Below are 22,068 nucleotides of genomic sequence, written 5' to 3' on the forward strand. Positions count from 1 at the left end.
GATGACGCAAAACCAGTTTTTTGGCGGTGTGAGGGGTGTTCAGAGGGGTGCTATTCGGGGCCCGGCGGGGTGGCGCGGCTCAGCGGGCGTGCCGCCCTGTGGTCCCGCCCAGCGGGCGCCCGGCGGGATGGCGCGGCTCAGCGGGCGTGCCGGCGGGGGATCTCGGCGTCCGGGGCGGGGGTGGGGCGGACCGGGCGGTAGCGGGCCAGCCAGGCGACGAGTTCCCCGGCCGGCATCGGGCGGGCGTAGAACCAGCCCTGCGCGGCGTCGCAGCCGGCCGCGTACAGCATCCGCCAGGTGCGCTCGTCCTCCACGCCCTCGGCGACCACGCGCAGCCCGAGCGCCTTGGCCAGCCCGATCGTCGACTGCACGATGGCCGCGTCGTCGGCGTCCTCCGCCATGCCCAGCACGAAGGAGCGGTCCACCTTCACCTCCGACAGCGGCAGCCGCCGCAGGTGCTGCAGGGAGGAGTACCCGGTGCCGAAGTCGTCCAGCGCGATGCCCACGCCGATGCGGTGCAGTCGGGTGATGGTGGCCAGCACCCGCCGGGGGTCGGCCATCAGGGCGCCCTCGGTGATCTCCAGCTGCAGCCGCTGCGGCGGCACGCCGTACCGGGCGAGCCGGTCGGCGATCTGGTCGGCGATCTCGCCGGTGTGCAGGTCCCGCACGCTGACGTTGAGCGCCGCCGGCAGGCCGATCCCGGCGGCCGACCACGTGGCGAGCTGCTCCACCACGTCGTCCACCACCCGGCGGGTCAGCAGCCGCATCACCGCGCTCTGCTCGGCGACCCGGATCAGCTCCTCCGGGTCGACCATCCCCCGGCGCGGATGCCGCCAGCGCAGCAGCGCCTCCACGCCGACCACCTCACCCGTCGCGATGGCGACCTGCGGCTGGTAGTACATGGTGATCTCGCCCGCGTCGGCGGCCGGGTCCGGCTCCGCGTCGCGGCCCCGGGCGGGCCCGGGGTCCGCGCCCCGCCGCCGCCCGGCATCCTGCCGGGCCCCCCGCCGACCCGCCGGCTCGCGGTCGCCCGGCGTGCCCTGCCGGCGTACGCCGGTGCCGTTCTCCCCGCCGGGGCGCGCGCCCCGCTCGCGGCGGCCGGGACCGTCGCCCCGGTCCGGGCCGCCCTCGCCGAACGCGGTCCGGCGGCGGATCGGGTCGGCGGCGGTGACGATCTGGTTGATCAGCTCGTCGCCGTGCGGCGGCTCGGTCCGCTGCCGGCGGCGGCGCAACCGCCACCGGCCCGAGCCGGCGTCGGGGCGCAGTCCCGCCGGATCGGCCCGAAGCTCGGCGCCGTCCCCGCCCCGCGCGCCCACCGCCGCCGTGGCCGCTGCCGGCACGGCGTCGCCCTCCGGGAGCCCCACCCGCGCGGCGTCCCCCGCCGCCAGCCCGGCCGGTACGGCGTCGTCCGGCGGGAGCCCCGCCCGCGCGGCGTCGTCCGGCGGGAGCCCGGGCGGCGACGCCGGCCGCGCGCCGGCCGGGCGGCCGGGCTCCAGGACCCGGCGCAGATCCGCGAGGAGGCCGAGCCGCTCGGCCGAGTTGTGGTCGGACTCGGCGGCGTAGACCGCCACGGTGTCGTTGCGGTGCTTGGCGTCGTACATCGCCACGTCGGCGTGACGCATCAGGGTCGCGAAGTCCTCGCCGTGCTCGGGGAAGATCGCGACGCCGATGGATCCGCCCACGTCGAGCGGCAACCCGTCCAGGGACACCGGCTCGGCCAGGGCGCGGACCACCCGGTCGGCGAGGTCCCGGGCCTCGCCGGCGTCCGTCAGCCCGGTCATCACGATGGCGAACTCGTCGCCGCCCAGCCGCGCCACCATGTCGTCCGGAACCACCGTGGTCAGCCGGGCGCTCACCTCGACCAGCAGCCGGTCGCCCACCGCGTGCCCGAGGGCGTCGTTGACGTTCTTGAACCGGTCGAGGTCGATCAGGAGCAGCGCCAGGTGGGCGCCCGGCTCGCCGCGGGCCGCCCGTTCGGCGTGCAGGTGCACCTGCTCGCCGACCTCGGCCAGCAGCGCCTTGCGGTTGGGCAGGCCGGTGAGCGGGTCGAGGGAGGCGAGCTGCTGTTGCTCCACGCTGAGCCGGGCCATCCGGTAGACGGCGAACAGCGGCACCAGCACCAGCGGGATCAGCGCCGCGCTGGCCCGCGCCGCGGCTACCAGCACCGGGGCGAGCAGCAGCAGGGAGCCGGTGGAGAGCAGCTCGAAGCCCAGCCCCTGCCGCAGGCTGGGCCACCAGCGGTCGCCGAAGCGCAGCCGGACGGCCGCGCTGACCAGCGCGTAGTTGACGGCGAACCAGGCCACCGCCGCGCCCCCCACCGCCGCCACGTCCGTCCAGCGCAGCATGCCGCCGTCGAAGATGCCGCCGGGCCCGAACCAGGTGACCGCCTGCGCGGCGGCCAGGGCGCACGCGTACTGGCCCGCGTTGAAGGCCGTCCGCCACGGGGCGTGCCCCATCCGCCAGCCGGAGACGACGACGGCCACGGCCTGCACGGCGACGGCCGGGCCGAGCCCCCAGCCGAGCAGGATCGCGAAGGTGAAGCAGGTGGACGGGAAGACCGCCGACGTCTGCCGGCGACCGGGCGGCACGAACGGGCGCGCGTCGCAGCCGACCGCGAGGGCCGCCATCACCCAGAACGCCGCCGGCAGCTCCGGCAACCCGTCCGGGAGGGCGAGCAGCGGGCGTACGCAGACCAGCACGGCCAGCGCGACCACCGACCAGACGAACACGAAGAAGGGACGCCCCCGGCCGGGCGGAACGGAGTTTCGCAGGTCGGCGGCCTCCATCACACCTCCCGAGGGCTCTGTCCACGAGGGCGTGACCCGCTGCACGCCGTGCCGTCAATGAAACGCCCTCGATGGCGCAATGCCCGACACGACAGTCGCGAATCGGTCGTAGTCGTAATTAAGTTGGTATCCGGACCACCCGGCCGCGCGTCGTCAGGACTCGGTGCGGGCGACCTCGCGGGCCGCGTCCGGGCCCGCGCCCAGCAGCACCCGGAATCCCTCCTCGTCGAGGACGGGAACCTTGAGGCTGGCCGCCTTGTCGGCCTTCGAGCCGGGGTTGTCGCCCACCACGACGAAGGACGTCTTCTTGGAGACCGAGCCGCTCACCTTGCCGCCCCGGCTCTGGATCTCCTCGGCGGCCTGGTCGCGGCTGAACCCGGCGAGCGTCCCGGTCACCACCACGGTGACCCCCTCCAGCGGGCGCTGCCCCTCGTCGGCCGCTTCCTCGGCCATCCGTACGCCGGCCTCGGCCCACTTGCGGACCACCTCGCGGTGCCAGTCGACGGCGAACCACTCCCGGATGCTCGCCGCGATGGTCGGGCCCACGCCGTCGACCGAGGCGAGCTCCTCCTCGCTGGCCCGCTCGATCGCCTCGACGGAGCGGAAGTGCCGGGCGAGCGCCCGCGCGGCGGTCGGCCCGACGTGCCGGATGGAGAGCCCCGCCAGCACCCGCCACAGGTCGCGCTCCTTGGCCACGGCGAGGTTGTCGAGCAGCTTGGCCGCGTTGCTGCCGAGGCTGCCGTCCTTGTTGACGAAGAACGGCGACCGGGCGAGCTGCTCGGCGTCGAGGGCGAACAGGTCGCCCTCGTCGGTGATGATCTGGCCGTCGAGCAGCGCGGCGGCGCTCTTGTAGCCGAGCGCCTCGATGTCGAACACCTTGCGGCTCGCGAGGTGGAAGACCCGCTCCCGCAGCTGGCCCGGGCAGGTGCGGGAGTTGGGGCAGCGGATGTCGACGTCGCCCTCCTTGGCCGGCGCCAACGGCGAGCCGCAGGCCGGGCAGGTGGTGGGCATGACGAACGGCCGGGCGTCGGCGGGGCGCAGGTCGACCACCGGGCCGAGCACCTCCGGGATCACGTCGCCGGCCTTGCGCAGCACCACCGTGTCGCCGATCAACACGCCCTTGCGCTCGACCTCCCGGGCGTTGTGCAGGGTGGCGTACGCGACGGTGGAGCCGGCCACCTTCACCGGCTCGAGCAGGGCCCGGGGGGTGACCCGGCCCGTGCGCCCCACCTCGACGTCGATGTCGAGCAGCTTGGTGGTCACCTCCTCCGGCGGGTATTTGAAGGCGATCGCCCAGCGCGGCGCCCGGCTGGTCGAGCCGAGCCGGCCCTGGATGGCGACCGGGTCCACCTTGACCACCACGCCGTCGATCTCGTGCTCGACGTCGTGCCGGTGCTCGGCGTAGTAGGCGATGTATTCCGCGACGCCGGCCAGGTCGGGCACGACCCGCCAGCGGTCGCTGGTCGGCAGCCCCCACGACTTCAGGGCCGCGTACGACTCCGACTGGGCGGTCGGCTGGAAGCCGCGGCGGGCGCCGATGCCGTGCACCACCAGGCGCAGCGGGCGGGACGCGGTGATCCGCGGATCCTTCTGGCGCAGGCTTCCGGCGGCGGCGTTGCGCGGATTGGCGAACGGGGCCTTGCCCTGCTCGACCAGCCCCGCGTTGAGGTCGGCGAAGGCGGCCACCGGGAAGTAGATCTCGCCCCGGACCTCGACGAGCTCCGGCACGTCGGGGAACTCGACCGACGGGGTCAGCCGCGCCGGCACGTCGCGGATGCTGCGCACGTTGGCGGTGACGTCCTCGCCGGTGCGGCCGTCGCCCCGGGTCGCGGCCCGGACCAGCCGCCCGCGCTCGTAGGTGAGGTTGATGGCCAGCCCGTCGACCTTCAGCTCGCAGAGGTAGGGCGCCGGCCCGCCCGCGTCGCGTTCGACCCGCTCGGCCCAGGCCGCCAGCTCCTCGTCGGCGAAGGCGTTGTCGAGCGAGAACATCCGCTCGGCGTGGGTGACCGGGGTGAAGTCGGTGGAGAAGGTGCCGCCGACCCGCTGGGTCGGCGACTCGGGGGTGCGCAGCCCCGGGAACTGCTCCTCCAGCGCCTCCAGCTCCCGCAACTGGCGGTCGAACTCGGCGTCGGAGATGGTCGGCGCGTCGAGCACGTAGTAGCGGTACTGGTGCTCCGTCAGCTCCTGGCTGAGCGTGGCGTGCCGCTCCCGCGCCTCCGGGGTCGGCTCGGCGCCGGCCGCCGCCTCCTGCGCCGGAGTGACCTGCTGAGGGGTGGGTTCCTCGGACACCGTGCGACCTCCCGTGATTCCGCTACCCCGGCACCGTATCGGGCCGGTCGGACAATCCGTCGGCCACCCGCCGCGCCCGAGCGGCGACCCGGCCCCCGACGTGCGAGGATCGCCGGACGGCGGGACGGCCCGCCGCGCCGTGCGGACCTGCGGCGTCCGCGTCGCACCGACTGTCGAGACGGGGGGTACGGATGCCCGAATGGCTGCTCTGGGCGGCGGCGGTCGTGCTGGCCGTCGCGGCGGGCTGGGCGTGGAGCGAGTGGCGACGCGGTGCCCGTGGCGGCGCCCCGCGCCGGACGGAGCGACCGCGCACCCGCCCGGACCGTCGCCCGACGTCCCGGGGCGGACCCGGCCGCTCCTCGGCGCCGCCCCGGCCGCGTACGGCCGACCGGGCGCCCGCCGACGCCCCGCGCCCGGGCGACGTCTGGTGGGCCGACGTCCCGTACGCCGACGGCACCGGCTCGAAGGTGCGGCCCTGCCTGGTGCTGCGGGCCGACGCGCGGGGCGCCGACGTCCTCAAGATCACGAGCCAGGACAAGAGCGCCCGGGACGACCACGTACGCATCCCGACCCGGGAGTGGGACCCGGACGCCGACCACGACAGCTTCGTCGACCTGGCCGAGCCGGTCCACGTCCCGCTGGCCGGCTTCGCCCGCCGCGCCGGCGCCTGCGACCCCGCCCTGTGGCGGCGCGTGCGCCGGCTGCCCCACCTTCCCGGCGCCTGACCCGCCCCGGGGCGCCGCGCGCCGGGACCTCGCCCCGGGGCGCCACGCGCCGGGGCGGCCGGTCAGTCCCAGGCGCGGGCGAGGGCGTCGAGCTGGTCGGCGTACTCGATGCGGGCCGACCAGGCGGCGGGCCAGGCCGGCATCCCCAGGGCCGCGCCGACGAACGCGCCGGCCAGCGCGGCGATCGAGTCGGAGTCGCCGGCGGTGGTGGCGCCCCGGGCCAGCGCGGCGACCGGGTCGTCGGCGTGCCGGATCGCGCAGAACAGGGCGGTGGCCAGCGCCTCCTCGGCGATCCAGCCCTCACCCGTGTGCCGGCACGGGTCGCCGCCGTCGTCGGGGCCGGCGAGCGCGGCGTCGAGGCGGCCGAGGACCGCCAGGCACTCGTCCCAGCCACGGGCGATGAAGTCCTGCGGCGTGTCCACCCCCGGGCGCCGCCAGAGGTCGCCGAGCCAGTCGGCGCGGTAGACCCGCCGCTGGCCGCGCGCCCGGTCCGTGAGCAGCCGCGGCAGCTGCGCCGGCGGCGCGCCGTCGCGCAGCAGCCGCACTGCGTACGCGGTCAGCTCGCTGGCCGCCAGGCCGGTCGGGTGCCCGTGGGTGAGCCCCGCCTGGAGCTGGGCCAGCCCGGCGAGCGTGTCCAGGTCCACGTCGACCAGGCCGACGGGGGTGACCCGCATGTTGGCCCCGCAGCCCTTGGACCCGGCGACCGTCGCGTCCTGCCAGCGGACGCCCCGCCCGAGTTCCGCGCAGGCGCGCAGGCAGGTCATCCCCGGCGCCCGGTTGTTCTCCGGGCTGGCCGCCCAGTCGAGGAAGCGTCGCCGCAGCAGCGGCTCGACGGCCTCGGGGGTGGGCGCCGGGGCGTCGTGCAGCGCCCAGCCGACCGCCAGGGCCATCTGGGTGTCGTCGGTCACCAGTGCCGGGTCGCCGGCGAGCTCGCGCGGCCCGGCCGGACCGTAGCGGCGGACGATCTCGGCGACGGTCAGGAACTCGGTCGGCTTGCCCAGCGCGTCACCGTAGGCGAGGCCGAAGAGGGAGCCGGCGGCCCGCCGGAGCGAGGTGTCGATCATTCCCGCGATCATGCCGCCCGGCCGCAACCCGCACCAGGCGGCGGGTCAGCCGAAGAAGACCAGACAGACCCCGGCCGCAACCCGCACCACCGTGGTGGCTCAGTCGAAGAACACCAGGCAGAACGGATGACCGGCGGGGTCGGCGTAGACCCGGAAGCCGTCGCCCTGGCCGGGCAGCCGCCGGGCGCCGAGCGCCAGCACCCGCTTCTCGGCCTCCTCCACGTCCTCGACCTGCACGTCGAGGTGGAACTGCTGCGGGCGCGCCGGGTCGGGCCAGGACGGCGGGCGCAGGTCGAGCGCCCGCTGAAAGGCGAGCCGGTGCCCGGAGCCCGCGATCACCACCCAGTCGTCGTCGCTGGCCTCGGGATCGAGGGGCAGGCCCAGCAGCTCCGAGTAGAAGCCGGCAAGTGCCCGGGGGTCGGGGCAGTCGATGACCACGCTGCGCAACTTTCCAATCATGCCGGTCATCCTGCCCCGCCCGTACGACGGGAAACCTCAGTCCTCGGCGAGCCGCCGCCCGGCGTCCCGGCAGGCGGCGAGCACCGCTCGGGCGTACTGCGGGGTGGCGCCGGCGAGGCCGCAGGCCGGGGTGACCACGACCTGCCCGGCCAGTTGTCGGCGCGGGAAGCCGAGGCGGTCCCAGAGCCGGCGTACCCGGTCGGCGACCTGCGCGGAGGTGGGCGCGCGCCCCGGGGCCGGCGGGCGGGTCGGGGCGGCGCCGGCCAGCAGGCCGAGCCCGGCGTCGATCGCCTCGCCCAGCGGGTCCAGGTCGGTGACGAGGTCGAGGTCCAGGGCCACGCCGGCGGCGCCGGTCGACCGGATCAGCTCCACCGGCACGTCCGGCGCGCAGCAGTGCACCACGACGGGCGCCCCGGCCGCCTCGACGACCGTGCGCAGCAGCGAGGCCGCCGTGCCCGCCTCCATCGCCCGGTACGCGCCGAGCCCGCTCTCGGTGGGCACCCGCCCGGCGAGGACCGCCGGCAGCGACGGCTCGTCGAGCTGGAGCAGCACGGTGGCGCGGGGCAGCCGCCTGGCGACCGCCGCCACGTGCCCGCGCAGCCCCTCCGCGAGTGAGCCGGTGAGGTCCCGCACCGCGCCGGGATCGCGCAGCATCCGACCCCCGATCGGCAGCTCCAGGGACGCGGCCAGGGTGAGCGGGCCGCCGGCCTGGACCTTGACCGGCCCCGCGTACTCCTCGGCCTGCTCGGCGAGCTGGTCGAGGTCGCGTTCCATCAGGTCACGGGCGCGGCGCAGGTCCCGCCCGGGGCGCGGCGCGATCCGCCACCGGGCGGCGTACAGCTCCACCGGCAGCTCGACCAGCAGGCCGCCGGTGCGGCCGATCAGGTCCGCGCCGGGGCCACGGGCGGGCAGCTCCGGCAGGTGGGGCAACGCGGGAAGCTCGCCGAGGACGATCCGCTGCGCCTCCGCGATGTCGGTGCCGGGCAGGGAACCGACGCCGGTCGCCGCGCCGGCCGGCCAGGGCCACGCCTGATCTGTCACGGCCGAAGACTAACCGGCCCCCGGGCGCCCGGAACGCTCAGCCGGCGATCGTGGCGGAGCCCAGCACGACGCCACCGCCCCGGCGGCCGGAACGCTCAGCCGGCAATCGTGGCGGAGCCCAGCACGACGCCGCCGTTCGGGTCGGGCCGGTAGGCGACGATCGCCTGACCGGCGGCGACGCCGCGCACCGGGCGGCGCAGCTCCGCGCGGAGACCGTCGGCGGTCAGCTCGACGGTCGCCGGCACCACGTCGCCGTGCGCGCGCAACTGCACCTCGCACTCCACCGGCCCGTCCGGGCGTGGACCGCCCGTCCACACCGGACGCTCGGCGCGCACCCGGGAAACCTCCAGCGCCTCGGCCGGACCGACCGTCACCGTGTTGGTCTTCGGCGTGATCGAGAGCACGTACCGGGGGCGGCCGTCCGGCGCCGGGCGGTCCAGGTGCAGGCCGCGCCGCTGCCCGACCGTGTACGCGTACGCCCCGGTGTGGCTGCCCACCACGGCCCCGGTGGTCGCGTCCACCACCTGGCCGGGGGCCTCGCCGAGCCGCTGGGCGAGGAAGCCGCGCGTGTCGCCGTCGGCGATGAAGCAGATGTCGTGCGAGTCGGGCTTGTCGGCCACCGCCAGCCCCCGCCGGGCGGCCTCCTCGCGAACCTGCGCCTTCGTCGAGTCACCGAGCGGGAACATCGACCGGTCCAACTGCTCGCGGGTGAGGACCGCGAGCACGTACGACTGGTCCTTGGCCTCGTCGACGCTGCGGCGCAGCAGCCCGTCGGCGCCGAGCCGGGCGTGGTGGCCGGTGACCACGGCGTCGAAGCCCAGGGCCACGGCCCGGTCCAGCACCGCGGCAAACTTGATCTTCTCGTTGCAGCGCAGGCAGGGATTCGGCGTACGGCCCGCCGCGTACTCGGCGACGAAGTCGTCCACCACGTCCTCGTGGAAGCGGTCGGCCATGTCCCAGACGTAGAACGGGATGCCGATGACGTCGGCGGCCCGGCGCGCGTCGCGGGAGTCCTCCAGCGTGCAGCAGCCACGCGCCCCGGTGCGGTACGTCTGCGGATTGCGCGCCAGCGCCAGGTGCACGCCGGTCACGTCGTGCCCCGCCGCCACGGCCCGCGCCGCCGCGACCGCCGAGTCGACCCCGCCCGACATCGCCGCCAACACCCTCACCGGCCCACTCCCTTCACCCCACCGAGCCTATCCCCGCCCCCACCCACCCGACCTCCCCCGCCCACCCCCACCCCTCCGCCCCGCCTCGTCGCACCCCCGCCGCCCCAACGCGCGCTCCCGCGCGGCCCGCGCGCCCCGCCCGCCCCGCGCGCCCCGCGCGCCCCCAACGCGTCCCCGGCGCGTCCCAACGCGGCGATCTTGCACTTTCTGCCCCGACGAAAGGTGCAAATGACGCGATCCGAGGGCCGAAAGTGCAAGATCGCCGTCGCGGGGGAGGCGGGGGTGGGCGCGGGGGGGCGGGAGGGGGGGTCAGCGGGGGGTGCGGAGGGCGGCGGCGCGGCGGGCGCGTTCGACGGTGGCGGGGAGGGCCGCGATGAGGGCGTCGACGTCGGCGGGGGTACTGGTGTGGCCGAGGGTGAAGCGCAGCGAGGAGCGGGCGCGGTCGTCGTCGGCGCCCATCGCCAGCAGCACGTGTGACGGCTGGGCCACCCCGGCGGAGCAGGCCGAACCGGTCGAGCAGGCGATGCCCTGGGCGTCGAGCAGGAGCAGCAGGGCGTCGCCCTCGCAGCCGGGGAAGGAGAAGTGCGCGTTGCCCGGCAGCCGGTCGGTCGGGTCGCCGTTGAAGATCACCTCGGGCACCGCGTGCCGGACCCGCTCCACCAGGTCGTCGCGGAGCGCGGCGATCCGGGCCGCGTACTCCTGTTGGCCCTTGACCGCCGCCTCCACGGCGACGGCGAAGGCGACGATGCCGGCCGTGTCGAGGGTGCCCGAGCGTACGTCGCGTTCCTGGCCGCCGCCGTGCAGCAGCGGGGTGGCCGGCACGTCGCGGGCGAGCACCAGCGCGCCCACCCCGGCCGGCCCGCCGAGCTTGTGCCCGGTCACGGTCAGCGCGGCGACGCCGCTCGCGGCGAAGTCGACCGGGACCTGCCCGACCGCCTGGATCGCGTCGGTGTGGAACGGTACCCCGTGCTCGGCGGCGACGGCGGCCAGCTCCGCGACCGGCTGCACCGTGCCCACCTCGTTGTTGGCCCACATCGCGGTCACCACCGCGACGCGGTCGCCGTGGGCGGCCAGCTCGGCGCGCAGCTCGTCGGGGCTGAGGCGGCCGGCGGCGTCCACCGGGAGCCAGCCCACCCGGGCGCCCTCGTGGTCGACCAGCCAGTCCACGGCGTCGAGCACCGCGTGGTGTTCGACGGCGCTGGAGACCACCCGGTCCCGCTGCGCGTCGGCCCCGCGCCGGGCCCAGAAGATGCCCTTGACCGCGAGGTTGTCGCTCTCGGTCCCGCCACCGGTGAAGACCACCTCGGAGGGCCGGGCGCCCAGCGCGGCGGCAACCCGCTCCCGCGACTCCTCCACCCGCCGCCGGGCACGGCGGCCGGCGGCGTGCAGGGAGGACGGGTTGCCGACCTCGCGGGCGGCGGCCACGTACGCCTCCAGTGCCTCGTCGAGCATCGGAGTCGTCGCCGCGTGATCCAGGTAAGCCATCACCACTCAGCCTACGGGCGGATCGTGGCGGGCCGGATGCCGGAGGGCCCTGTCACGACCCCGGGCGCCGGAACCGGACCCGGCGCCCCACCGACGCACGGGCCGGCCGGGGCTCCGGATCCGGTGGGCGCGGCCCGCCCGGGCCCAGCCGGGCTGGCGCAGCCCGGCGGGCACCGGTCGGTCAGGCGGGCACCGCCGTCACGACGATGTTGTCGCGGTACCTGCGGGCCTTCGCGTCGAACGGCCCGCCGCAGGTGATCAGGGTCAGTCGCGGCTTGCCGTCGCGGGCGAAGTACCGCTCCAGCGGGATCCTGGACTTGTCGTACTCCTCGCGGGCGACGACCCGGTACCGCCGGGCCCTGCCGTCGCTGCCGGTGGCGGTGAGGGTGTCGCCCTCGTCGAGCTCGCGCAGCCGGTAGAAGGCGCCCCTGCCCTGGGTGGCGCTGTCCACGTGGCCGGCGACGACCACCGAGCCGGCGTCGGCCTCCAGGCCCGGCCCGTACCGGTACCAGCCGATCCGGTCGACGCTGGGCGGCACCTCGAACTCGTCCGTGCGCTCGTTGACGCCGACGGCGTTCACGGTGGCGGTGACGTCGATCGTGGGGATCTCCAGCCGTACCGGCGGGACGGTCTTCGTGCCGGCGGGCGGTTTCCCCGCGGTGACCGGGACCCCGGCGGCGTCGCCGGCGGTGACCGACGGGGCCGGCGTGGCGCTTGCGAGCGCGGCCGCCTCGTCGGCGCCGACGTCCTCGGCCGGCTGGGAGCCGCAGGCGACCACGGTGGCGACGGTGAGCGCGGCGACGCCGGCGGCCATCGCCGCCAGCGCCCCGCGGTTGCGCACCGTCACCGGCGGCCGGTCCGGGCGGTGGCGGCCCGCACCCCGCCGCCGACCAGCAGCAGCGCGCCGGCGCCGGTCAGCACGTACCACCAGGTGTCCACGCCCGTGCCGGCCTGGCCGCCGTCGCCGCTGGGCACGCCGGCCGGGGCCGAGTGCAGGCCGGTGACGGTCTGGGCCACGATGCCGAGGTTGTCGGCCTCCGCCGAACCGATCGCGTAGACGATGGTGGCGGTACCCTCCCGCAGGTCGAGGTCCGCCGGGCCGATCGCCACGGTGCCGGTGCCGGCGAGCACCACGTCCGCCTTGACGGTGCCGGCGTCGACGTCGCCCTTGGCCTCGTTCGGGTTGGTCAGGTCCTCGAAGACGGGGGTGCCGCCGGCGCGCACGTCGACCGCCGGGGCGGCCGCGGTGTGCCGGACGATCAGCCGGGCCTTGCCGGCGTCGACCTTGGTGGTGTCGTTGACGAACGGCGTGATCTTCGGCTTGCCGCCGGCGTCCAGGTGCGCGGCGATGCTGACGTTCGCGCCGCCCGGCACGGCGGCGTCGGCCACGGTGAGGATCGCCTGGGCGACCGGCTCGCCGGGCTTGGTCAGGGCGATGTCGTACGCGCCCTCCTCCAGGTCGAGCGGGCCGGCCACGTCGCCGGGCTTGAAGTTCTCCAGCGTCTTCTCGCCGTTGACGTACACGTCGACCGGGGTGTCCGGGATGCCGTGCACGACGGAGACCTTGGACGTGGCGGCGTACGCGGGGGTGGCGGTGAGGGCGCCGACTCCGGCGAACGTGAGCGCGGCGACCGCGCCACCCGCGGCGACCCGGCGGAAGTACGAGAGCTCCATGTCTGCCTCCTGGTGATTGGTGCTGGTTCGTCAGGAACGGTGTGCAGAACGGGTTACGCCGGGTTCGCCGCCGCCGGATGCGGCCGGAGGAACTTTCTTTTCCCTCGCCGGTTCCGCATCCGGGCGGCGCCCGCCGAGCGAAGAGCAGGCGAGGACACCCGACGGGAAAGGTGGGGCGATGGCTGTGGGAGCTACAGTCGGGCATGCCCCATGGACGGCGAGCCGGCCCGTGACGACGTCGCGAGAGCCGGCTCCACCCGACGACCTGGCCCTCCGCTTCCGCGCCGGCGACGAGCTGGCGCTGCGGGAGGCGTACGACCGCTACGGCCGGGCGGTGCTCCACCTGGCGGTCAGCACGCTGGCCAACCGCAGCGACGCGGAGGACGTGACCCAGGCGACCTTCGTCGCCGCCTGGCTGGGGCGGGACACCTTCGACCCGGCCAAGGGGTCGCTCGTCGGCTGGCTGCTCGGCATCGGCCGGCGCAAGGTGGTCGACCGGCTGCGGGCGTCGGCCCGGGAGACCCGGGTGGTCGAGACGGTCCGGCAGCTGCCGGAGCCCCGGCCGACCGGCCCGGATCCGGACACGGTGGTCGACCGGCTGGTGGTCGCCGACGAGCTGGCCCGGCTCCCCGACGACCAGCGGCGGATGCTGGAGCTGGCGTTCTTCGACGACCTGACCCACCAGCAGATAGCGGCGGTGACCGGGGTGCCGCTCGGCACGGTGAAGAGTCACATCCGGCGCGGCATGGCGAGTCTGAAACGCAGATGGGAGGTGGACGGTGTCGCACCTGGACCACGACCGGCTGGTCTTCCTGGCGCTCGGTGAGAGCGCGGCGGACGCCGGGGAGAGCACCCACCTCGACACCTGCGAGCCCTGCCGGGCGGAGCTGGGCACCCTCCGGCACGTGGCCGGCCTCGGCGTAGACAGCCAGGGCCTAGGAGCCCTGCCCGACCCGCCGGAGCACGTCTGGCAGGGCATCGTCGCGGAGATCCGCGCGGCGGAGGCGCTGCCCTCGCTGGCCGGCCCCCGCGCGCCGCACCCGGCGGAGGGCGCCGACGCGGTGGAGCGGGACGACCGCGGCGAGGCCCGCGCGCCGCACCCCGCGGAGGGCACCGTCGCGGTGGAGCGGAGCGGGCGCGGCGGGGCCGACGACGCGCCGGCGGGCCCGCAGCGGCGCGGGGCCGTCCTGGCGCCGCCGCCGCACCGGCGCGGCCGCTGGTCGCGCTGGGCGGTGACCGCCGGGACCGCGGTGGCCGCCGCCGTCCTCGGCGTGGTCGGCACGCTCGCCGTGGTCGACACGTCCGAGCCGGAACCGGCGCCGACCCCGCAGCGGGCGGTGCTGGCCAGCGCCCCCCTGAAGGCGTACGGCTCGACGCCGCCGGACGCCAACGGCGAGGCCCGGGTGTTCGACAACGGCAGGCTGCACCTGCACGTGACGAATCTCCCGGACGTCACGGGGTACTACGAGGTCTGGCTCATCAACCCGCGCAACATGGAGATGTTCTCGGTCGGCGTGCTCGGCGACGAACCGGACGAGCTGCTGCCGTTGCCACCGAACGTCGACCTTCGGGCATACTCGGTTGTCGACGTTTCCGCCGAGGCGTACGACAACAACACGGCCCACTCCGGCAAGAGCCTGCTGAGGGGCTCCCTGACGGGCTGATCGGCGGGCCGGCTCAGCTCCCCGGCCCGCCGATCAGCTCCCCACCCGGCGGCGCGGCCGCCGGCCCGGCGACTCAGCCGAGCCGGCGGCCGAACCAGCCGAACCGCTTGTCGAGCGCCACGATGGCGGAGACGACGACGGCGATCCCCAGGATCCGCAGCCACGCCTGCCCACCGATCGGCGCCGTCCGGAACAGGTCGTTCATCACCGGCAGGTAGGTCAGGGCGAGCTGGCCGAGGGCCTGCGCCAGCACCCCGGCGATCAGCCAGCCGTTGCTGAACAGGCCGAGCCGCCACGGCGACCGGGTCAGCGACCGGCAGCTGAACAGGTAGAACGCCATCACGGTGACGAAGAGGTTCACGGCGGCCGTCCGCGCCTGCGCCAGGCTCGCCCCGCCGTCCAGTTCCCACTCGAACAGCCACCAGGCGCCCACGACCAGCAGCGCGGAGACGAGCAGGACGCGGACCACGAGCGCGGCGGTGAGCAGGGGCTGCCCCGGGTCGCGGGGCGGCCGGTCCATGATCCCGGGTTCCCTGGGCTCGAAGGCGAGCGTCAGGCCGAGGAGGACCGCCGTGGTCATGTTGATCCACAGGATCTGGCTGGGCAGGATCGGCAGCGCCGAACCGAGCATGATCGCGACGAGGATGACCAGGCCCTCGGCCGCGTTGGTGGGCAGCGTCCAGGTGATGAACTTGGTCAGGTTGGCGAAGACGCCCCGCCCCTCCGACACGGCGGACTCGATGGTGGCGAAGTCGTCGTCGGTGAGCACGATGTCGGCGGCCTCCTTGGCCACCTCCGTGCCGCTGCGCCCCATCGCGATGCCGATGTTCGCCTGGCGCAGCGCCGGGGCGTCGTTGACGCCGTCCCCGGTCATCGCCACCACCTGGCCGTCGGCCTGCAACGCCTCCACCAGCCGCAGCTTCTGCTCGGGCGAGACGCGGGCGAAGACCGACGCCTGCCGCACGGCCGCGGGCAGCTCCCCGGCGGGCAGCGCCGCCAGGTCGGCGCCGGTCAGCACGTCGCGCGGGCCGGGAGCGGCCCGCAGCAGCCCGAGGCGGGTGGCGATGGCGCTGGCGGTGGCGAGGTGGTCCCCGGTGATCATCTTTACGTCGATCCCCGCGCGGTGGCAGGACGCGACGGCCGCCGCGGCGGCGGCCCGGGGCGGGTCGAGCATCGCGTGCAGCCCGGTGAAGACGAGGGCGCCGGCCAGGTCCTCCTCCACGAGCCCGTCGGTCGGGCCGACCGGCCGCATCGCCGTGGCGAGCACCCGCAGCCCCTCGGCGGCCAGTTCGTGGGCGGCGGCCAGCACGGCGGCGGCGTCCAGGGGCCCGGTGGAGCCGTCGGCGCGCAGCGCCGCGCCGGACCACTCGACGATCCGCTCCACCGCACCCTTGACGAGCACGATCCGCCCGCCGTCGCGCCGGTCGTGCAGGGTCGCCATGAACTGCCGTTCGGAGGTGAACGGGACGCAGTCCACCCGGGGCAGCTCCGCGGCGACCTCGTGCGCGTGCAGCCCGACCTTGGCGCCCACCACCAGCATCGCCCCCTCGGTGGGGTCGCCCAGCACCGCCCACCGGCCGTCCTGCTCGTCGAGGCGGGCGTCGTTGCAGCCGACGCCGGCCAGCAGCGACCAGCGCAGCGGGCCGGCCTCCCCGGTCGGCGCCGGGCCGCCGTCGGCGTCGCGGACGTCGCCGGTCGGGGTGTAGCCGGCCCCGCTGACCTGGTAGCGGCCCTGCGGGGTCCAGAGCAGCTGGACCGTCATCTGGTTCTCGGTCAGGGTGCCGGTCTTGTCGGTGCAGATCACCGTGGTGCTGCCCAGCGTCTCGACCGCCGGCAGCCGCCGGATCACCGCCCGGCGGCGGGCCATCCGGGACACCCCGATCGCCAGGGTGATGGTCACCGCGGCGGGCAGCCCTTCCGGGATCGCGCCCACGGCCAGCGCCACGGCGGCGGTGAACGTCTGGCCGGCGTTCTGGCCCCGGGCCACGCCGACGGCGAAGGTCACCGCGGCCAGGAGCAGGATCGCCACGGTGAGCAGCCGGCTGAACCGGGCCAGCTTCACCGTCAGCGGCGTGTCCAGCACCCGCGCGCCGCCGACCAGCCGGTGGATCCGGCCGAGTTCGGTCTCCGCGCCGGTGGCGACCGCGACGCCGACGGCCGTGCCGCCGGTGAGCAGGGTGCCGGAGTAGAGCAGGTTGCGGCGGTCGGCCACCGGCGTCTCCGCCGGCACGACCACCTCGTCCTTGCGTACGGGCAGCGACTCGCCGGTCAGCGCGGACTCGTCGGCCCGCAACTCGGCGGCGCGGATCAGCCGCAGGTCGGCGGGGACCTTCTCCCCCGCCTCCATCAGCACGAGGTCGCCGGGGACCAGGTCGTCCGACGGCACCCGACGCTGCCGGCCGGCGCGCAGCACCCGCGCCTCGGTACGCACCATCGCCCGCAGGGCGTCCAGCGCCGCCTCGGCCCGGGACTCCTGGAGGAAGCCGACGACGGCGTTGACCAGCACCACCCCGAAGATCACCGCCGAGTCGACGTACTCGGCGAGCAGGAGGGTCACCACGCCGGCGGCGACCAGCACGTAGATCAGCGGGTTGTGGAACTGCCGCAGCAGGCGGCGGAGCACCCCGCCCCCGGCCGCGCTGGGCAGCACGTTGGGCCCGTAGCGCGTCAGCCGGGCGGCGGCCTCCTCGTCGGTCAGCCCGCGCTCGGTGTCGGTCTCCAGCAGCAGCACCACCTCGGGCGCGGCGAGGGCGTGGTGGTCGCCTCCGGGCGCGGCGAGCGCGTGGTGGTCGCCCTCGGGCGTCCTGGCCGGCATGGGCACACTCCTGTTTCGCTCGGGACGGCGGCGCTCGGACACCCGGGGAGAACGCCCCCATCGTCGCAAAGCGGCGACGGGCCGCGGGGCGTTCCGCCGCCCGCGGTTCCTCGCGCGGCGAGGGCCGGGACGTCGCGGCTCCGGCGCGGCGAGGGCCGGGACGTCGAGGGCCGGGAACCTCGCGGCTCCGGCACGGCGAGGGCCGGGAACCTCGCGGCTCCGACACGGCAAGGGCCGGGAACCTCGCGGCTCCGACACGGCAAGGGCCGGGAACCTCGCGGCTCCGACACGGCGAGGGCCGGGAACCTCGCGGCTCCCGGCCCTCGTTTACGCGCGAGCGTCAGCTCACTTGCGCTTGCGGATCTCCTCGGCGGCCTGCGGGACGACCTTGAACAGGTCGCCCACCACGCCGAAGTCGGCCAGCTCGAAGATCGGCGCCTCGCCGTCCTTGTTGACCGCGACGATGGTCTTCGAGGTCTGCATGCCGGCCCGGTGCTGGATGGCGCCGGAGATGCCGAGCGCGACGTAGAGCTGCGGGGAGACGGTCTTGCCGGTCTGGCCCACCTGGAACTGGTGCGGGTAGAAGCCGGAGTCGACGGCCGCGCGGGACGCCCCGACGGCGCCGCCGAGCAGGTCGGCCAGCTCCTCGACCAGCTTGAAGTTGTCGGCGTTGCCGACGCCGCGACCGCCGGAGACGACCACGCCCGCCTCAGTGAGCTCGGGGCGCGAGCCCTTCTGCTCGGCGACCCGGTCGACGACCTTGGCCAGCTTGTCGGTGTCGGTGACCGACACGGTGAGCTGCTCGACGGCCGGGGTGGCCGCCGCCGGGGTCGGATTGACCGAGTTCGGCCGGACGGTGACCAGCGGCAGGCCACGGGTGACCTTGGACTTGACGATCGTGGAGCCGGCGAAGGCCACCTGGGTGGCGGTACCGTCGGCCGCCAGGCCGACCACGTCGGTCAGGATGCCGTTGTCCAGCTTGACGGCCAGGCGGGCGGCGATCTCCTTGCCCTCCTGCGAGGAGGCGAGCAGCACGGCCGCCGGCTGCACCCGCTTGACCAGCTCGGCCACGACGGTGGCCTTGGGGGCGACCAGGTAGCCGTCGATCTCGTCACCCTCGGCGGCGTAGATCTTCTCCGCGCCGTACTCGCCCAGCTTGGCGCCCAGCGCCTCGGCGGCGCCGGCGCCGCCGAGCACGACCGCGCTCGGGGTGCCCAGCTCGCGGGCGAGGGTGAGCATCTCCAGGGTGACCTTCTTGACGCCGAACTCCCGGGTGGCTTCGACGACGACGAGAACCTCAGACATGTCCAGACCCCTCAGACGAACTTCTCGGTGGCGAGGAACTCGACCAGCTTGACGCCGCCGTCGCCCTCGTCGGTGATCTTCGCGCCGCCGGAGCGCGGCGGGCGCTTGGTGTGCTCCAGTACGGCGCTCGTCGCGCCCTCGAAGCCCACCTCGGCCGGGGCGACGCCGAGGTCACCCAGGGAGAGCGTCTGCACCGGCTTCTTCTTCGCGGCCATGATGCCCTTGAAGGACGGGTAGCGCGGCTCGTTGATGGTGTCCCAGACGGAGACCACGGCGGGCGTAGCGGCGGTGACCACCTCGTAGCCCTCCTCGGTCTGCCGCTCGACGGTCAGGGTCGAGCCGTCGACCGTGAGCTTGCGGGCGCCGGTCAGCGCCGCGATGCCCAGCCGCTCGGCGAGCATGTGCGGCATGACCTGCACCCGGCCGTCGGTCGACTCGCTGCCGCAGAGCACCAGGTCGGCGTTGAGCTGACCGAGCGCGGCGGCGAGCACCTTCGAGGTGGCCACGGCGCAGGAGCCGTGCAGGGCGTCGTCCACGACGTGCACGGCCTTGTCGGGGCCCATGGAGAGCGCCTTGCGGATCGACTCGGTCGCCCGGTCCGGACCCATGGTCAGGACGGTGACCTCGCCCCCGTGGGCCTCCTTGATCTTCAACGCCTCCTCGATGGCGTACTCGTCCATCTCGTTGATGACGTTGTTCGCCGAACCGCGGTCGACGGTGTTGTCGTCAGTGCGCAGGTTGCGGTCCGCGCCCGAATCGGGCACCTGCTTGACGAGTACGACGATGTTCATCGCGCTTCGACGACCCTCCTGTTTGGTGTAGCGATCACTCGCCCGGTCACGGGCGCAGCCTCCCGCGTGACTCGACGTCGGTCAACCACGGGCTGCTGTGCAGTTGCCCACGGCGCAATGTTACCTGTCAGTAGCATCGACCTCCGACGACCTCAGGGTGACACAGCTCACCGAAGGGCGCCCGGGCGGTAATCTGGCGAATCGGGAGGTGTCGTGAAATGTCGGAGTTTCCCCGTGCGCCGCACGATGCGCCGCGGCGCCCCTGCCGCACCCGCCCCGAGGCGTACCGGTGCGCGTGCGGACGCGTGCGCGACCGGTGCGTCCGGGCCGCCGTCCGGGCGCTCTGGTCGCCGCCCCGGCGCGCACCCACGTCGGCCGTTCCGGTCACGCCGACGGAGCCAGCGCGGCCCTGATCCGCGCGATGGCCGCCGCCTCGGCCGGAGCCACCCCCCGGTGCGCCCCGGCCACCCGCTCGGCGGCGGTCAGCACCACGTCGCGGTAGGTCGCCACGTCCCCGGGCGACTTCTCGCGCAGGATCTCGACCGAGCGGCCCAGCGCCGGCAGCACCACCGCCTCGATCTCCAGCGCCGAGTCGCGCGGCAGCTTCGGCAGCGGCCCACTGGTCAGCGCCTCCTTCACCACGCCGCTCGTGTCGGCCATGGCCCCGGAGGCGGCGAAGCTCTCCCGGAACAGGGCCAGCATCCCCGGGTCGGCGTTGGCCACCAGGAACACCGCGCCGAACGCGCCCGTCTTGAGGGTCAGCCGCTCCTCGGCCGTCAACCGCTGCTCCATGATCACGGAGTGTAGACGTACGGGGTGGCGGTCGTGACCGGGACGAGTCCGAGCCGCTGGAGGATCGGCCGGCTGTCCGGCGAGCAGTCCACCTGGAGCAGCGTCCTGCCGCGCTGCTCGGCCAGGCGCGCCCGGTACGCGACCAGCGCCCGGTAGATGCCCCGCCGTCGCCACTGCGGCAGGGTCGAACCGCCCCAGAGGGTCGCGAACGCGGTGTTCGCCTGGTAGCGGACCCAGCCGGCGCTGACCACCGTGTCGTCCGCCTCGGCCACCACGACCGTGAGGGACTGCGGGTCGGCCTCGATCTCCTTCGCCAGGCCGGTCACCAGGTGGCTGCGGTCGTCGTGCCAGACCGCCTCCTCCAGCGCGGCGATCCGCTCCAGATCCTCCCGGGCGCTGACCTCGCGCAGGCGTACCCCCTCGGGCAGCACGGGCAGGGCGGCGGCCAGCGGTGCGACCGGCCCGACCACGACGGTCTCCTCGTCCTCCGGGACGAACCCGGCGGCGCGCAGCCGGTCGGGCAGATCGGCCGGCTGGTCGTGCCCGTTGAGCTTCCACTCCACCGCCTCGCCGCGCCGGCGGAAGATCTCCACCTGCCGGGCGATCAACGCGTCCAGCTCGGCCCCGGCGAGCCCGTCCAGCGTGCGGTACGTGAGGAAGCCGCGATGGTCGAGGCCGAGGACGCGGACCAGCGGGCCGTCGCGTTCCACGGTGACTCCGACCGGCAGCGGGTCCGGAATCTCCGGGCGGATCTGGGCGTCGTAGGCGTCTCGGAGCGTGCGGGCGTCAAGATCGGTCACTGTTCCAGGCTACGACCGGCCGGAAGCGGATAATCGGCCCCGTGTGGCAGGCGATCCGGCAATGGTTCGATCCGCGCGAACTGCGCTCGGTCGGCAGCACCCCCGACTACCGCTTCTCCCTGGCCAACGAGCGCACCTTCCTGGCCTGGCTGCGGACGGGGCTGGCGCTGGTCGCGGGCGGGCTCGCCGCCGCCCAGTTCCTGCCGCCCCTGCCGCTGGCGCACCTGCGCGAGGTGATCGCCGTCGCGCTGCTGCTGCTCGGCGCGACGGTGGCGGTCCGGGCGGTCGACCACTGGGCGCGTACGGAGCGGGCCATCCGGCTCGGCGAGGAGCTGCCCGCCTCCCGCTTCCCGGCGGTGCTCGCCCTCGCCGTCGGCCTCGGCGCGCTGCTGCTGGTGGCGGCGGTGCTGGCCCGGGCGGTCGGCGCGCGGTGAGCGGCGCGCGGCGCACGCCGCCGGACGGCCCGACCCGGGACCCGGGGCTGCAACCCGAGCGGACCCGGCTGGCCTGGCGGCGCACCGCCCTGGCGCTCACGGTGATCATGGTGCTGACCGTGCGGCTGGCGTTCACCGGCCCGCCCGCCGGCGAGACGCTCGGCGCGCTGGTCGCCGGCGTCGCCGTGCTCGGCTGGGGCGCCGCGCTGGCGGTCTGCTGGCGCCGGGCCACCGGCACCGGCCCGACCCCGGGCTACGGGCGGGCGCTGCCCCTGGTCGCCCTCGCCGCCGTCGGCTTCGCGCTGCTCGGCACGCTCCTGGCGGCGCGCGGGCTGGGTTGACGGCACCGGGTGCGCCATCATTGACCCATGGCCCGGCTGTATGTCCTCCTCTTCCTGGCGCAGATCGTCCTCGCCGTCTGCGCGCTGATCAGCTGCCTCTCCGCCGAGGAGGGCGAGATCAGGGCCCTGCCCCGGATCGCCTGGGTGCTGATCATCCTGTTCTTCCCGCTGCTCGGCTCCCTCGCCTGGTTCTTCGCCGGCCGCGAGCGCACCCCCGGCGCCGCGCCGACGGGCCGGGTCCTGCCGACCCGGGAACGGCCCCGACCGGTCGCCCCGGACGACGACCCCGAGTTCCTCCGCTCGCTCGGCGAGCGCTCCCGGCGCGACGACCAGGAACTGTTCCGCCGCTGGGAGGACGACCTGCGCCGGCGCGAGGACGAGCTGCGCCGCCGCGACGGCGAGCCGCCGCGCGAGGAGGACCGCCCCGAGGGCTC

General features: G+C 75.4%; 19 protein-coding genes and 1 pseudogene. 6 read left to right on the forward strand and 14 right to left on the reverse strand.

The window, feature by feature from the left end; translation table 11 throughout:
• Positions 1-137 precede the first annotated feature (137 nt).
• A pseudogene (locus ACWENR_RS20245) lies at positions 138-2,786 on the reverse strand (putative bifunctional diguanylate cyclase/phosphodiesterase).
• A gap of 153 nt (positions 2,787-2,939) precedes the next feature.
• Positions 2,940-5,075 carry an NAD-dependent DNA ligase LigA gene (gene ligA, locus ACWENR_RS20250; protein WP_452278528.1) on the reverse strand — a complete coding sequence of 712 codons (2,136 nt, stop codon included), beginning with the start codon at positions 5,073-5,075 and terminating at the stop codon, positions 2,940-2,942.
• A 191-nt stretch (positions 5,076-5,266) separates the two neighbouring features.
• Between ligA and ACWENR_RS20255 the strand changes: the two genes are divergently transcribed.
• The gene (locus ACWENR_RS20255) at positions 5,267-5,800 is read left to right on the forward strand and encodes a type II toxin-antitoxin system PemK/MazF family toxin (RefSeq protein ID WP_452278529.1); all 534 of its coding nucleotides are present in this window, start codon (positions 5,267-5,269) and stop codon (positions 5,798-5,800) included.
• Positions 5,801-5,862: 62 nt separating this feature from the next.
• Here the strand turns inward: ACWENR_RS20255 and ACWENR_RS20260 are convergent, their stop codons facing one another.
• The 7 genes from ACWENR_RS20260 to ACWENR_RS20290 all read right to left on the reverse strand — a co-directional run bounded on the left by ACWENR_RS20260 (position 5,863) and on the right by ACWENR_RS20290 (position 12,692).
• Positions 5,863-6,864 (reverse strand): ADP-ribosylglycohydrolase family protein, encoded by a 1,002-nt coding sequence (locus tag ACWENR_RS20260; protein WP_452278530.1) that lies wholly within the window; start codon positions 6,862-6,864, stop codon positions 5,863-5,865.
• Between the two features lie 99 nt (positions 6,865-6,963).
• The gene (locus ACWENR_RS20265) at positions 6,964-7,323 is read right to left on the reverse strand and encodes a VOC family protein (protein ID WP_452278531.1); all 360 of its coding nucleotides are present in this window, start codon (positions 7,321-7,323) and stop codon (positions 6,964-6,966) included.
• A gap of 36 nt (positions 7,324-7,359) precedes the next feature.
• Entirely contained in the window at positions 7,360-8,364 is a 1,005-nt protein-coding gene (locus ACWENR_RS20270; protein WP_452278532.1) for a methionine synthase, read from the reverse strand.
• 95 nt (positions 8,365-8,459) lie between these two features.
• Positions 8,460-9,533 (reverse strand): tRNA 2-thiouridine(34) synthase MnmA, encoded by a 1,074-nt coding sequence (gene mnmA / locus ACWENR_RS20275; RefSeq protein ID WP_452278533.1) that lies wholly within the window; start codon positions 9,531-9,533, stop codon positions 8,460-8,462.
• Between the two features lie 309 nt (positions 9,534-9,842).
• Entirely contained in the window at positions 9,843-11,018 is a 1,176-nt protein-coding gene (locus ACWENR_RS20280; protein WP_452278534.1) for a cysteine desulfurase family protein, read from the reverse strand.
• A 181-nt stretch (positions 11,019-11,199) separates the two neighbouring features.
• Positions 11,200-11,865 (reverse strand): class F sortase, encoded by a 666-nt coding sequence (locus ACWENR_RS20285; RefSeq protein WP_452278535.1) that lies wholly within the window; start codon positions 11,863-11,865, stop codon positions 11,200-11,202.
• The gene (locus tag ACWENR_RS20290; RefSeq protein ID WP_452278536.1) at positions 11,862-12,692 is read right to left on the reverse strand and encodes a DUF4397 domain-containing protein; all 831 of its coding nucleotides are present in this window, start codon (positions 12,690-12,692) and stop codon (positions 11,862-11,864) included. Before ACWENR_RS20290 ends, ACWENR_RS20285 begins: the two co-directional genes overlap by 4 nt.
• Before the next feature lie 178 nt (positions 12,693-12,870).
• Between ACWENR_RS20290 and ACWENR_RS20295 the strand changes: the two genes are divergently transcribed.
• On the forward strand, positions 12,871-13,518 hold the full coding sequence (locus ACWENR_RS20295; RefSeq protein ID WP_452278537.1) for an RNA polymerase sigma factor: 648 nt from the start codon (positions 12,871-12,873) through the stop codon (positions 13,516-13,518).
• Positions 13,472-14,356 carry an anti-sigma factor gene (locus ACWENR_RS20300; protein WP_452278538.1) on the forward strand — a complete coding sequence of 295 codons (885 nt, stop codon included), beginning with the start codon at positions 13,472-13,474 and terminating at the stop codon, positions 14,354-14,356. Before ACWENR_RS20295 ends, ACWENR_RS20300 begins: the two co-directional genes overlap by 47 nt.
• 73 nt (positions 14,357-14,429) lie before the next feature.
• Here the strand turns inward: ACWENR_RS20300 and ACWENR_RS20305 are convergent, their stop codons facing one another.
• The 5 genes from ACWENR_RS20305 to ACWENR_RS20325 all read right to left on the reverse strand — a co-directional run bounded on the left by ACWENR_RS20305 (position 14,430) and on the right by ACWENR_RS20325 (position 20,859).
• The gene (locus ACWENR_RS20305) at positions 14,430-17,171 is read right to left on the reverse strand and encodes an HAD-IC family P-type ATPase (RefSeq protein ID WP_452278539.1); all 2,742 of its coding nucleotides are present in this window, start codon (positions 17,169-17,171) and stop codon (positions 14,430-14,432) included.
• 345 nt (positions 17,172-17,516) lie between these two features.
• Positions 17,517-18,476, reverse strand: coding sequence for an electron transfer flavoprotein subunit alpha/FixB family protein (locus ACWENR_RS20310; protein WP_452278540.1), 960 nt, complete (start codon positions 18,474-18,476; stop codon positions 17,517-17,519).
• A gap of 11 nt (positions 18,477-18,487) precedes the next feature.
• Complete coding sequence (locus ACWENR_RS20315) at positions 18,488-19,267, reverse strand: electron transfer flavoprotein subunit beta/FixA family protein (RefSeq protein ID WP_452278541.1); 780 nt, start codon at positions 19,265-19,267, stop codon at positions 18,488-18,490.
• A gap of 384 nt (positions 19,268-19,651) precedes the next feature.
• Positions 19,652-20,059, reverse strand: a complete 408-nt coding sequence (locus ACWENR_RS20320; protein WP_452278542.1) for a hypothetical protein — start codon at positions 20,057-20,059, stop codon at positions 19,652-19,654.
• Positions 20,060-20,061: 2 nt separating this feature from the next.
• Positions 20,062-20,859 carry a GNAT family N-acetyltransferase gene (locus ACWENR_RS20325; RefSeq protein ID WP_452278543.1) on the reverse strand — a complete coding sequence of 266 codons (798 nt, stop codon included), beginning with the start codon at positions 20,857-20,859 and terminating at the stop codon, positions 20,062-20,064.
• A gap of 41 nt (positions 20,860-20,900) precedes the next feature.
• Here ACWENR_RS20325 and ACWENR_RS20330 point away from each other — a divergent pair, with 41 nt between their 5' ends.
• The 3 genes from ACWENR_RS20330 to ACWENR_RS20340 all read left to right on the forward strand — a co-directional run.
• Complete coding sequence (locus tag ACWENR_RS20330) at positions 20,901-21,293, forward strand: YidH family protein (protein WP_452278544.1); 393 nt, start codon at positions 20,901-20,903, stop codon at positions 21,291-21,293.
• Complete coding sequence (locus tag ACWENR_RS20335) at positions 21,290-21,634, forward strand: DUF202 domain-containing protein (RefSeq protein WP_452278545.1); 345 nt, start codon at positions 21,290-21,292, stop codon at positions 21,632-21,634. The genes ACWENR_RS20330 and ACWENR_RS20335 overlap by 4 nt, the downstream gene beginning before the upstream one ends.
• Before the next feature lie 27 nt (positions 21,635-21,661).
• On the forward strand, positions 21,662-22,068 hold a 407-nt coding region (locus ACWENR_RS20340), incomplete at its 3' end, for a PLD nuclease N-terminal domain-containing protein (RefSeq protein ID WP_452278546.1).

Source organism: Micromonospora sp. NPDC004336 (genome assembly GCF_053602615.1).

What these genes read in the sequence shown, in the direction of transcription:
- ACWENR_RS20255 (WP_452278529.1), top strand. Translation starts at nt 5,267, where the DNA reads ATGCCCGAATGGCTGCTCTGGGCGGCGGCGGTCGTGCTGGCCGTCGCG.
- ACWENR_RS20260 (WP_452278530.1), bottom strand. Translation starts at nt 6,864, where the DNA reads ATGATCGACACCTCGCTCCGGCGGGCCGCCGGCTCCCTCTTCGGCCTC.
- ACWENR_RS20265 (WP_452278531.1), bottom strand. Translation starts at nt 7,323, where the DNA reads ATGATTGGAAAGTTGCGCAGCGTGGTCATCGACTGCCCCGACCCCCGG.
- ACWENR_RS20280 (WP_452278534.1), bottom strand. Translation starts at nt 11,018, where the DNA reads ATGGCTTACCTGGATCACGCGGCGACGACTCCGATGCTCGACGAGGCA.
- ACWENR_RS20290 (WP_452278536.1), bottom strand. Translation starts at nt 12,692, where the DNA reads ATGGAGCTCTCGTACTTCCGCCGGGTCGCCGCGGGTGGCGCGGTCGCC.
- ACWENR_RS20295 (WP_452278537.1), top strand. Translation starts at nt 12,871, where the DNA reads ATGGCTGTGGGAGCTACAGTCGGGCATGCCCCATGGACGGCGAGCCGG.
- ACWENR_RS20305 (WP_452278539.1), bottom strand. Translation starts at nt 17,171, where the DNA reads ATGCCGGCCAGGACGCCCGAGGGCGACCACCACGCGCTCGCCGCGCCC.
- ACWENR_RS20310 (WP_452278540.1), bottom strand. Translation starts at nt 18,476, where the DNA reads ATGTCTGAGGTTCTCGTCGTCGTCGAAGCCACCCGGGAGTTCGGCGTC.
- ACWENR_RS20315 (WP_452278541.1), bottom strand. Translation starts at nt 19,267, where the DNA reads ATGAACATCGTCGTACTCGTCAAGCAGGTGCCCGATTCGGGCGCGGAC.
- ACWENR_RS20320 (WP_452278542.1), bottom strand. Translation starts at nt 20,059, where the DNA reads ATGGAGCAGCGGTTGACGGCCGAGGAGCGGCTGACCCTCAAGACGGGC.